At 71.7% G+C, this 10,489-nt stretch carries 12 protein-coding genes; 6 read left to right on the forward strand and 6 right to left on the reverse strand.

The window, feature by feature from the left end; all coding sequences use genetic code 11:
• The first annotated feature begins 49 nt into the window (after positions 1–49).
• Together ACWD5O_RS29745 and ACWD5O_RS29750 are read left to right on the forward strand one after the other, a co-directional pair.
• Positions 50–1,129, forward strand: coding sequence for a WxL protein peptidoglycan domain-containing protein (locus ACWD5O_RS29745; RefSeq protein ID WP_450087331.1), 1,080 nt, complete (start codon positions 50–52; stop codon positions 1,127–1,129).
• Between the two features lie 157 nt (positions 1,130–1,286).
• On the forward strand, positions 1,287–2,258 hold the full coding sequence (locus ACWD5O_RS29750; RefSeq protein ID WP_387330133.1) for a quinone oxidoreductase family protein: 972 nt from the start codon (positions 1,287–1,289) through the stop codon (positions 2,256–2,258).
• Here ACWD5O_RS29750 and ACWD5O_RS29755 read toward each other — a convergent pair.
• On the reverse strand, positions 2,255–2,947 hold the full coding sequence (locus ACWD5O_RS29755; protein WP_450087332.1) for a TioE family transcriptional regulator: 693 nt from the start codon (positions 2,945–2,947) through the stop codon (positions 2,255–2,257). The genes ACWD5O_RS29750 and ACWD5O_RS29755 overlap by 4 nt on opposite strands.
• A gap of 100 nt (positions 2,948–3,047) precedes the next feature.
• Between ACWD5O_RS29755 and ACWD5O_RS29760 the strand changes: the two genes are divergently transcribed.
• Complete coding sequence (locus ACWD5O_RS29760) at positions 3,048–3,563, forward strand: DUF6194 family protein (RefSeq protein WP_450087333.1); 516 nt, start codon at positions 3,048–3,050, stop codon at positions 3,561–3,563.
• A gap of 21 nt (positions 3,564–3,584) precedes the next feature.
• Here the strand turns inward: ACWD5O_RS29760 and ACWD5O_RS29765 are convergent, their stop codons facing one another.
• From ACWD5O_RS29765 to trpS, 5 genes are all read right to left on the reverse strand, one after another.
• Positions 3,585–4,184: an HAD family hydrolase gene (locus ACWD5O_RS29765; RefSeq protein ID WP_450087334.1), complete on the reverse strand. Its 600-nt coding sequence runs from the start codon at positions 4,182–4,184 to the stop codon at positions 3,585–3,587.
• A 42-nt stretch (positions 4,185–4,226) separates the two neighbouring features.
• Complete coding sequence (locus ACWD5O_RS29770; protein WP_450087335.1) at positions 4,227–5,507, reverse strand: RNA polymerase sigma factor; 1,281 nt, start codon at positions 5,505–5,507, stop codon at positions 4,227–4,229.
• A 2-nt stretch (positions 5,508–5,509) separates the two neighbouring features.
• Entirely contained in the window at positions 5,510–5,860 is a 351-nt protein-coding gene (locus tag ACWD5O_RS29775; protein WP_354968485.1) for a YciI family protein, read from the reverse strand.
• A 106-nt stretch (positions 5,861–5,966) separates the two neighbouring features.
• The gene (locus ACWD5O_RS29780) at positions 5,967–7,178 is read right to left on the reverse strand and encodes a low temperature requirement protein A (protein ID WP_354968478.1); all 1,212 of its coding nucleotides are present in this window, start codon (positions 7,176–7,178) and stop codon (positions 5,967–5,969) included.
• Between the two features lie 93 nt (positions 7,179–7,271).
• The gene (trpS, locus tag ACWD5O_RS29785; protein ID WP_450087336.1) at positions 7,272–8,330 is read right to left on the reverse strand and encodes a tryptophan--tRNA ligase; all 1,059 of its coding nucleotides are present in this window, start codon (positions 8,328–8,330) and stop codon (positions 7,272–7,274) included.
• Between the two features lie 25 nt (positions 8,331–8,355).
• On the opposite strand from trpS, the gene ACWD5O_RS29790 reads away from it, so the two are divergent.
• The 3 genes from ACWD5O_RS29790 (at position 8,356) to ACWD5O_RS29800 (ending at position 9,802) form a co-directional block, all read left to right on the forward strand.
• Complete coding sequence (locus tag ACWD5O_RS29790) at positions 8,356–8,679, forward strand: hypothetical protein (RefSeq protein ID WP_387330121.1); 324 nt, start codon at positions 8,356–8,358, stop codon at positions 8,677–8,679.
• A 302-nt stretch (positions 8,680–8,981) separates the two neighbouring features.
• A complete protein-coding gene (locus tag ACWD5O_RS29795) occupies positions 8,982–9,449 on the forward strand; it encodes a hypothetical protein (protein WP_450087337.1) in 468 nt (155 codons plus the stop codon).
• Between the two features lie 89 nt (positions 9,450–9,538).
• On the forward strand, positions 9,539–9,802 hold the full coding sequence (locus ACWD5O_RS29800) for an SCO4848 family membrane protein (RefSeq protein WP_354968482.1): 264 nt from the start codon (positions 9,539–9,541) through the stop codon (positions 9,800–9,802).
• The last annotated feature ends 687 nt before the right edge of the window (positions 9,803–10,489 follow it).

Here is a 10,489-nt window from a genome sequence, read left to right on the forward strand (position 1 = left end):
TACCCCGCCGCTCGTTCCGGAAAAACCCAGACCGCCTGAGGACCCCGAGATGTCTACGACCCCAACACGCCGGAAAACGACCGTCGCCGCCCTCCTCCGTACCGCCGCCGTGGCTCTGCTCGCCACCTCCGCCGTCGCCGGCCTGGCTTCAGGCCCCGCGCTGGCGGCGGAAGGTGACGTCGCCTGGACGGTCCGGACGGCCTCCAACAGCTACGGCGCAGCCCGGTCCAGCTTCAGCTACGCCGTGAACCCCGGTGGACGGGTCGAGGACGCGATGGTCGTCGCCAACCGCGGCCCGGTCCCGCTCAACCTGGCCGTGTACACCGCCGACGGCTTCACCACCGGCGCGGGCCAGCTCGACCTGCTCGCCAGGGACGGGAAGTCCGTGGCGGTCGGCGCCTGGGTCCACGCCGATCGCGGCAGCGTCACGATCCAGCCGGGGAAGACCGCCCAGGTCCCCTTCAAGATCAGCGTTCCCGACAACGCCACGCCCGGCGACTACGTCGGCGGCATCCTCACCTCGCTGACACAGGCGGACCAGGCCGAGGGCATCAACGTGGATCGGCGCCTCGGTATCCGGATCAAGTTGCGGGTCGGCGGCGAACTGAAGCCGAACCTCGCGATCGAGGATCTGCACGTGACGTACGGCGGAACGCTCAACCCGTTCCGCAGGGGCGACGCCACGGTCACCTACAAGATCCACAACTCCGGCAACGCGGCCCTTTCCGGCCAGCAGGCGGTGTCGGTCTCGGGCCCGTTCGGTTCGCTGCGGGTCGGGGCGGGCGATGTCGCGGCTCCGCCGGAGCTGCTTCCCGGTGAGAGCTGGACCGTGACGGTGCCCGTACGTGGCGTGGCGCCCGCCGTGTGGTTGGCGGCAACCGCGACCCTCACGCCCCGGCTCACCGACGCGTCGGGTTCCACCACCTCCCTCAAGCCGGTCCAGGCCACGACGCACGGCTGGGCCCTGCCGTGGATGCTGGCGCTGGTGCTCCTCGTACTGGTCGCCGCACTCGTCGCGGCGCTGCGGTACCGACGCCGCAACCGGGTCCGGCGCAGCACGCGTGAGGAGGCCCGGGTGCGCGACGCCGTCGAGCAGGCGCTCCGCGGCCAGGAGCCCCAGACGTCCTGAGCGTCACCAGCCGTCCCGTGCAGGCGCGGCGCCAGGGCGCCGAGGTGACCGAGCGCCGTCGGTCGCCCTTGTGGGTGAACGCGGCTCAGCCCCGGACCCGGCCCGTCCCGGAGCCGGCATGCTGCGACGGTGACGCCGGCACGGAGAGGGAATCCACATGGTTGACGGGGATGTGCCCGAGCAGATGCAGGCCGCGGCCTTCGACGAGTTCGGCGGGCCGGAGGTGATCACCCTGCGGATCCTGCCGGTGCCGGAGGTCGCCGCCGACGAGGTGCTGATCAAAGTGTGGAACGCCGGCGTCGGGGTGTGGGACGTGTACGAGCGGGAGGGCGTGCTGGTGCCCGAGGGCGCGGCGTTCCCGATCGTGCCCGGCTCCGACGGTGCCGGAACCGTCGCCGCGATCGGCAGCAAGGTGACCAACGTGGCGGTCGGTGACCTGGTCTACGTCGCCGCCACCACCCGGCCGAAGGGCGGTTTCTACGCCGAGTACGCGGTGACGAAGGCGCAGTACGCCGCGAAGCTGCCCGAGGGTGTGTCGGCGCAGCACGCGGGCGCCATGCCCACCGACGCGCTGACCGCGTTGGCCGGGCTGGACGCCCTCAGCCTGTCGGCGGGCGCCTGGCTGTTGATCTTCGGCGCGAGCGGCGGTCAGGGCCACCTGGCCGTGCAGTTGGCCAAGCGGCAGGGTCTGAACGTGGTCGCCGTGGCCTCCGGACCGGAGGGAGTGGCGCTGGTGACCCGACTCGGCGCCGACGTGTCCCTCGAAGGTCACGGCGACCCGACCGAGGTGATCGCGCGGATCAGGGAAGCGGCCCCCGCTGGCGTGAACGGGATCCTGGCGATGGCCGGCGGCGGGACGCTCGACCGGCTCACCGAAACGCTGTCCGACGGTGGCGTGGTCGCGTACCCCCATGGCGTGCAGCCGGAGCCGCGCGAGCGGCCGGGCGCGCCGGTCCGGGCGTACGACGGCGTCGCCAACCCCGAGCAGTTGCAGCGCCTCAACGAGCTCATCGAGGCGGGACCGTTCGAGGTGCACGTCGCCGAGACGTTCCCGCTGGGCAAGGTGGTGGAGGCGCACCGGCGGCTCAAAACGTCCTTTTCCGGCAAGCTGCTGCTGACGGTTCGCTAGGGCGATCTCGGCTCGGTCGTCGCCAGGTAGCTCGCGAGGTGACCGGCGGCCACCAGCATCGCGTGTCCGCGCGTGGCCAGGCGCTGCCGCCAGGTGTGCAGGGACGCCGCCAACGGCCCCGGGCCGTCGGCCGCGCGTACCTGCCGCATCACGGTCGCGATGTGGTCCAACAGGTAACCGCCCCGACGCAGGAGATGGGCCAGCTCGGCGTCGCGGACGTCCTCGGGGCCGTACTGCCGCTGCCCTGAGGGGCGGTCGCGCGCCGGGGACAGGACGCCGGCCCGTTCCCACTTCCGTAGCGTCGCCGGTGTCACGCCGAGCCGGCGGGCGAGGTCGCCGACGGCCAGCGGCCGGCCCGGCGGGGTCGGCGTCGGTGCGGCGGTGAGCACCCCGATGGTCGTCTCGACGGCGTCGAGCGTTTCGCGGTCGCGCAGCAGTTGCGCGTGACTGGTGTCGACGGCGCGCAGGGCGGTGTCCAGGTCGCTGCGAACGGCGGCCCGCATGATCTCGCCGCCCGTCGCGTATCCGTGCGCCGCGACGAGGGCAAGGTAGGCGCGCAGCGCCGCGGCGTGTACCTCGGTGTACGCGCGATAGCCGCTCGGCGTGCGCCGGACGGACGGGATGACGCCGTCGCGCTCGTAGTTGCGGACGGCCTGGCTGGAGATGCCGTGCGCGCGAGCCAGGTCCACCGGCCGGTAGGCACGTCCTGCGGTTTGAGGGTTCAGCTGTCACTCCTCAGGCGATCGACGCAGAAGTCTCAACGGGTGGTTCAACGATACGGTGAAGGTCATGGCTTCTTCATCACTGCCCGCCGCCTGGTCGTTCGACCTCGGCCCCGACGACGTCGCCGAGCTCATCCTCGCGCTGCCCGAGGTGGCCGTCGTGCAGGCCGACGAGGCGTCCGGCGCCCCGCGGTCCAGCTGGGGCGATCGGTTCTTCTTCGTCGGGCCGGACCGTCGCCGGCCGTTCGCCACCCTCGTCGGCCAGGACACCGCCGGCTTCGACGAGGACTCGAAACTCGACCGGCCCGGCGTCTTCCGGCTCAGCCTGGACCTCGGCCGCGAGGAGTTCGAGCGCCGGTTCGGCTACCCGCCGGCGCAGTCCGCCGAGCATCGTTACGCGGTCGACTTCACCGCCCTCGACCAGGTCGTCCCCCATCCCGCGTACGGCACCCACGGGTGGGCCTGCGTGCTCAACCCGGGTCCGCGCAGCCTGGCCGAGGTCGACCGGTTGCTCGCGCACGCGCATCACCGGGCGCTGCGGCGGCACCGACGCTCGCTCGACCGCCAGCACCGCCCGGACTGATCCCGGCGCCGGCCGGCCGCGTCACCTCTCGGATCGGTCCCGGGGTCGCGGGACGCGTACCGATGCCATGCCCGCCGCGGTGGCGGCCTGGATGCCCAGGTCGGTGTCCTCGAAGACCAGGCAGGCGCCCGGGGGTACGCCGAGCTGCTCCGCCGCGAGCAGGAAGGCTTCCGGGTCGGGCTTGGCCCGCGTGTAGTCGCCGGCGCAGACCAGCACGTCGAACCGGTCGAGCAGGTCGAGCGCGCCGAGCGAGGCGGTGACCGAGGCCCGGGTGCCGCCGGAGACGACAGCGAACGGAACCCGCCGGTGCGCGTCGTGGATGTGCGCCAGCACCTCGGGCACGGCGGCGAGCTGCGGCAGCAACTCCTGGTAGTAGCTCTCCCGGCGCTCGTCGACGGTCGCCACCGGCATGGCCAGGCCGTACTGCTCGTTCAGCGTGACGATGATGTCGACGGCCGGCCGGCCGCCCCACGCGTAGAAGAGATCCTCGGGGAACTCGCAGCCCCACTCGTCCAGAGCCCGCTGCCAGGCCAGGTAGTGCAGCGGCATCGAGTCGATGATGGTGCCGTCGCAGTCGAACAGGTACGCCGCGAACTGGCCGGGGGGCAGAGGCAGACTCACCCGAGCAGGCTACAGCGGACGCCGTCCAACCAGCGGATCCGCTCAGTCGGCCGGCTCCTCGGCGGTGACGGATTCCAGCCGGCGGAGCAGGTGCGCCCGTTCCGGCTCGGTGCCGACCAGCGTCAGCGCGCTGCGGTACGCCGCCGCGGCCTCGCCGTACCGGCCGAGCCGGCGCAGCAGATCGGCCCGGGTGGCCGGATAGAGGTGGTAGCCCCGCAGCCGCAGATCATCGGCCAACTCGTCCAGCAGGGCGAGGCCGGCCTCCGGCCCGTCCCGCATGGCCACCGCTGCGGCCCGGTTGAGCGCGACGACCGGCGAGGGGACCAGGCCGAGCAGTACGTCGTAGAGCGCCACCACCTGGGCCCAGTCGGTGCTGGCCACGTCGGCGGCCTCGTCGTGCAGCGCGGCGATGGCGGCCTGCAATCCGTACGGCCCGGGTGGTCCGCCGGTCAGCGCGACCAGCACCAGCCGGCGCCCCTCGTCGATCATGCGGTGGTCCCACTGCCCGCGGTCCTGGTCGTCGAGGAGGACCATCCCGCCGTCAGGCCCGGTACGCGCGGCACGTCGGGCGTGGATGAGCAGCATCAGCCCGAGCAGCCCGGCGACCTCCCGCTCGGCGGGCAGCAGCCGGCGCAGGATCCGGGCCAGCCGGATGGCCTCCTCGGCGAGGTCGGTCCGCTGGAGATCCGGGCCGGAGCTGGCGGCGTACCCCTCGGTGAAGACCGAGTAGACCGCCTGGAGCACCGTGGGCAGGCGTTCGGGTAGTTCGTCGGCGCCCGGCACCCGGAACGGGATGCGGGCGTCGCGGATCTTCCGTTTGGCCCGGACGAGTCGCTGGGCCATGGTCGCGGGCGGCACCAGGAACGCCCGCGCGACCTCGGCCGTGGTGAGGTCGGCGAGGAAGCGCAGGGTGAGCGCGCCGCGGTCCTGGGCGGGCAGGGCCGGGTGGGCGCAGGTGAAGAAGAGCGCCAACCGGTCGTCGGGCAGGTCGCGGTCCGCGTCGGCGGGTGGAGCGGCGTCGGCCCGCTCGGCCTCGGCCTGGAGCACGGCGAGCCGGGTGGCCAGTACCCGGTCGCGGCGGAGCCGGTCCACGGCGCGGCGGCGGGCCGTGGTGAGCAGCCAGGCCCCCGGCCGACTCGGGACGCCGTCGGTCGGCCAGTGCACCAGCGCCGCCTCGATGGCCTCGGAGGCGACCTCCTCGGCCAGGTCGAGGTCGCCGAAGCGGTGCACCAGCGAGGCGAGCAGCCGGCCGCGCTCCTCCCGGAACACCGCCTCGACGGACGACCCGACCTGCGCCGGGCCGCTTGCCCCCTCGCCGGGCACCGTCAGGCCTCCACCTCGATCTCGGCGACCGGGCGCACCTGGACCGACCCGCCGCCGAGGGCACCGGGGCTGCGGGCCGCCCATTCCAGCGCGGCGTCGAGATCCGGCACGTCGATGATGTCGTACCCACCGAGCACCTCGCGGGTCTCGGCAAACGGCCCGTCGGTGATCGTGCGTTCGCCGCCCGCACCGACCTGCACGCTCGTGCAGGTGGTCAGGTCCTGCAAGGGATGCCCGGACACCCAGATCCCTGCGTCCTTCATCTCGCGGTCGTAGCGGATCCAGTCCTCGAAACTGCACCCGTCGACGGGCTCGTCCCAGTCGGTGGTCGCGGGGGTCATGAACAGCAGCATGTACTTCACGCCTCGGCTCCTCTCGGTGCGGCGGGTACGCCGTACAGCATGACGACGAACAGGCCCCGGGGATATCGACACGGCGGCCGGAGGAATCTTCCGAGACTCACGGACCGACCGGTGACGCCGCCTGGACGTGCGGGCCGCGTCGGTCGAACCGGCGCTCGTACCAGGTGACCCCGATCAGGAAGACGGTCAGCAGGGCGAGCGCGGCCAGCGGGGGCAGGGCCCGCCCGATCGGCAGCAGGGCCAGCGGCACCAGCGCGGCGACGACCTGCGCCGGGTGCACGGCGCGGACGGTGAGCCGGCGGAAGAGCAACCGTGCGAGCAGGTAGAGGGCGGCGCCGCCGTAGAGGGCGGTGGCGACGACCCAACCCAACCGGGCGGGGCCCTCGTTCTCCTCGGTGAGGTGACCGAGCACCTGCTCGATGCCGAGCGCGATGTAGATGGCACCGATGATCAGGGGGGCGTGCACGAGGCCGTACGCGTCACCGGCCACGTCGGACCGCCGGTCGCGCGGCACCAGCGTGATGGACTGCCGGGCGGCGGGCGCGAGCCGGTCGAAGTAGAGCCACCACAGGCAGACCGTGGTGACGAGGCCGAGCAGCGCCGCCACCAGGCCGGGCCCGATCGGCGCCATCGACCTCGGCGTCGCGCCTGCCGCGATCAGCGACTCGCCCAGCGCGATGATGAGCACCAGGCCGAACCGTTCGGTGAAGTGGTCCAGGCTGCGCAGCGGCCACGGGCGGTAGGCGGACGCGACCCGGGCGCCGCCGATGTCCACCAGGAACGCCAGCGTCCAGAGCGCCGTCTGGGCGGCGCCACCGAGCAGCGCACCGATGATGAGCGGGAGCCAGGCCACCGTCGCCGGCACGGCGAAGAACCGGAGGGTCGAGCGCAGCGGCGGGTCGGTGGCGCTCACCCAGAACAGAACCCCGAGCTGCACCGCCCGGGTGACCAGGTAGGCCAGGGCGAGGGTGAGCGGCGCGTCGAACAGCTCCGGGCCAGGCCGCCACGCGTCCGGCAGCAGTAGTGCGGCCACGAAGATGGCGGCCATCGCCGTCAGGGTGGCCGCGCGGACCGCGCCGACGTCCGCGCGAACCAGGTTTCCCAACCAGAGGTACGGGCCCCAGGAGTAGATCAGCAGCAGCAGGAGGAGCAGCCCCTGGGCCAGGGTGAGCGCGGTCGGTGGCTGCGCCATGAACGTGATGACCCGGGTGAGCGCGAAGACGAAGACCAGGTCGAAGAAGATTTCGAACATCGTGGGCCGGTGCGTCTCCGCAGCCGGTGCCGGACGAACGCCGAAAATCCCCTTCATCCTCGCATTCTGCGCCACTCCCGGGCCGCATCGACCGATGGTTCGGCCGTTCTCACCGTTCGGCGGCGCCGAGACGACGCGGGCTGCCCGCCGTCACGCCGGGGCGTCCGTCCGCCGTCGGCTCCGCTCGGCCCGCCGGCGGACCTGCTGGTACGCGCCGGTGAGCCCCATCGCCCGGCGGACCTCGATCAGCGTCTGCCGTATCTCCTGGCCGGTTCGTTCGGTGCCCTCGACGATCAGTCGGTCGACCAGCCCACGGTCGGCCTCGATGGCGGCCCGACGTTCCCGGATCGGCGCCAGGAACCCCTCCAGCGCGACGACGAGCCGCTCCTTGACCTCGACGTCGCCCACCCGCCCCGCCCGGTAGCGTCGGGCGAGGTCGACCACCTCGTCACGGTCGGGGTTGAACACCTCGTGGTACGCGAAGACCGGGTTGCCCTCCACCTTTCCGGGCACGTCGGCCCGGACCCGGTTCGGATCGGTGTACATGCCGAGCACCTTGCGGCGCACCGTGGCCGGATCGTCGGAGAGGGCGATCGTGTTGCCCCGGCTCTTGCTCATCTTGGCCGCGCCGTCGGTGCCCACCAGGCTCGGCGTGTCTGCCAGGATCAGCTCGGGGACCGGGAAGACCGGCCCGTACAGGTGGTTGAACCGGCGGGCGATCTCCCGGGTCACCTCGACGTGCGCCGCGTTGTCCCGGCCGACCGGGACCACCTCGCCCTTCACGCAGAGGATGTCCGCGGCCTGGAGCACCGGGTAACCGAGCAGCCCGTACGGCATCTCCTCCTTGCCGGCGTCCCGGGCCATGTCCTTCAACGACGGCACCCGTTCCAGCCGGGGCACGGTCACCAGGTTCTGCAGGAGGGTGTTGAGGTCGCCGACCTCCGGGATGGCGGACTGGAGGTAGAAGGTGGCCCGCGCCGGGTCGACGCCGGCGGCGAGGATGTCGGTCACCATCTCGCGGGCGTTGCCGGAGACCTGGTCGATGTCCTCGCGGCGGTTTCTGGTGGTGAGCATGTGCAGGTCGGCGATGATGAAGAAGCTCTCGTAACGCCGGTGCAGCCGGACCCGGTTGGCGATGCTGCCGACGTAGTGGCCGAGGTGCAGGCGGCCGGTGGGCCGGTCCCCGGTGAGCATTCGTGCGACGGACATGGTGGTGTGCCTCTCGTGCGGGAAGGTGGGCGACGCGTGGGCGCGCGCCGAGCGGGGCGAGTTCGCCCTCTCGGTCAGCGGGATCGGCTCAGCGAGCCGTCCGCCATCGCGCGCCGGCGCGGTACCGCAGACCACCAGCACGGAGTACGTCCAGGAGTTGCTCACGGCCATCGCCGGAGCTGGCCGGGGGCACGACACCGAGCGGGAGGCCGTCGACCGTGTCGACCGCCTCCACCGCGCTCATGCCCGTCCGGACCACGGCTTCACGCTACCCGTGGCGCCGCGCATGGTGTGGCCGGTAGCGCTCGGCGTAGTAGCTGCCGACGCGTTCGCGGTACTCCGGGATTGAAGATCGACGGTTGCACGGGCACCTCCGGAGACGGTCTTGGTTCGTACCGTTCAGCAGTGCCCGCCCCACTGCCGCCGGAAACAGTTTGGCAATTTCGAGTTCACGGTATTGCCGGCTGAGAAATACGTCATAGCCGTGGCGCGTCGATGACCGGCAGGGCCAACTCCCAGGTCAGCATGCCTGTGCCCGCTTATCGCACATCGGCTATGGCGGTGCTGTGTCTGCCCGGCACATTCGATCACGGGCGGGCCACCGACCATTCTGGTCCCGCATTCGGGCAATGTCGAAAAAGGGGGACGCAGATGTACCGCACCATTGGACGGTTCAGCGCCGTGCTGGCGCTCGCGCTGGGCCTCGGCACCGGGACCGGCAGCGCGGCGCAGGCCGGCGCGCTCGATCCGTACTCCCCGCAGGCGCTCTGTGGGTTCGGCTACGTCGAGGTCGACCAGGACCCGATCCGGGACGCGGAGACCGGCAGCCGACTCGGCACCGTCCATCTGCTGTACAACCGGATCACCGGGTTCGCCTGCACGACGACGGTGAAGTCGGCCTACCGGGGCACGCTCACCCGCACGCAGGTCTACCTCGCCGCGCAGTACCTGCCGACCCGGGTCGACGACGGCACCAGGCTCTACGCCGCCGGTCCCGTCCGGGCGTACGCCCGGGGTGGTTGCACGATCTGGGGTGGCCTGATGGGCGACCCGGGCGGCGCCGTCCACCACCACGACCGGGCCAACCCGGCGATCGGTGGAATCGGGACCTGCTTCTGAGTCACTCCGGCGACGGACCGGTCCACCCTCGTGCCGGTACACCTCGGCGTTCCTGCTCGTGACCAGCTCCGCTGGCATACTCGGCTGCCATGGTGCTGTCGCGAGGGTGGGCCCTCTTCCTGGTCGGAGTCGGGATCTGGACCTGGGTGATCTGGCCGAGGTTCGCGGTCGCCATCTGGCAGGACCCGCGCTCCTGGACGTCCGGCGCGGTGGGCGACGGCTCGCCCACCAGCTTCCTGTGGGTGCACGCCCTCCTGATCGTGGCGTCCCTGGCGATCGGCAGCACCGTCGGCGTCCTCGGTGTCCGCGCCTGGTTCGCCGCCCGTCGACGCCAGGACCGTCCAGCCGCCTGACGATCCTCGTCCGCGTCGGCACACGATCTGGTCACTGTCAGTGAGGCCCGAGAACCCTTTGAGCAGCGGTGCGGACCCTTCGAGGGCTATCCACCCGGGCTGAGCTGCGGATACTTCTCTACGCAGTAAGTGTGACGCGGGACGCTGGCCCCGGATTTGACGATCAAACCCACGGACGCGTAACTTTCTCTCTGGCAGCGCGGAACGGGGCAAACAGGACGAAGGTCCTGGAGCAACGGATCGGGTCGGCAGCCGGGTCAGGCAGGGGTTCGCTCCTGCGGGGCACGGTCCGGGCGGGGCTCGCCGAAATTGCCGCGAGGCGGATTTGGTGCAGCGGAACCGACCGGGTAAGGTTCAGCACCGGCAGGGCACCGGGCGAGCTTGCGGGACACCGCAGCGGCCGGCCTGCCGAATCCGACGACCTGACGCAGCGGTCCGCTGCTGCGTGAGTGCGCCGGGACCAACCCGTACGAAGCACGACAGACCGGGACACACGGTTTGACACGGCGAAGACGGTGAGGTAACGTAGTAAAAGTGCCCGGCGCCAGTGAGCGGCGGGGACGCGGTAGGAAAGCCCCGAAACGGGGCCCCACGAGTGGGGCTTTTGATCGGTGTGTGGTTGTTCTTTGAGAACTCAACAGGGTGCTTGAAAAGCCAGTGCCAATTATGATTTATACCCCGGACTGG

The organism is Micromonospora sp. NPDC005161 (assembly GCF_053599855.1).

Excerpts from the sequence above, each read along its gene's own strand:
- ACWD5O_RS29745 (WP_450087331.1), top strand. The coding sequence starts at position 50 with ATGTCTACGACCCCAACACGCCGGAAAACGACCGTCGCCGCCCTCCTC.
- ACWD5O_RS29750 (WP_387330133.1), top strand. The coding sequence starts at position 1,287 with ATGGTTGACGGGGATGTGCCCGAGCAGATGCAGGCCGCGGCCTTCGAC.
- ACWD5O_RS29760 (WP_450087333.1), top strand. The coding sequence starts at position 3,048 with ATGGCTTCTTCATCACTGCCCGCCGCCTGGTCGTTCGACCTCGGCCCC.
- ACWD5O_RS29775 (WP_354968485.1), bottom strand. The coding sequence starts at position 5,860 with ATGCTGCTGTTCATGACCCCCGCGACCACCGACTGGGACGAGCCCGTC.
- ACWD5O_RS29780 (WP_354968478.1), bottom strand. The coding sequence starts at position 7,178 with ATGAAGGGGATTTTCGGCGTTCGTCCGGCACCGGCTGCGGAGACGCAC.
- trpS (WP_450087336.1), bottom strand. The coding sequence starts at position 8,330 with ATGTCCGTCGCACGAATGCTCACCGGGGACCGGCCCACCGGCCGCCTG.
- ACWD5O_RS29795 (WP_450087337.1), top strand. The coding sequence starts at position 8,982 with ATGTACCGCACCATTGGACGGTTCAGCGCCGTGCTGGCGCTCGCGCTG.
- ACWD5O_RS29800 (WP_354968482.1), top strand. The coding sequence starts at position 9,539 with ATGGTGCTGTCGCGAGGGTGGGCCCTCTTCCTGGTCGGAGTCGGGATC.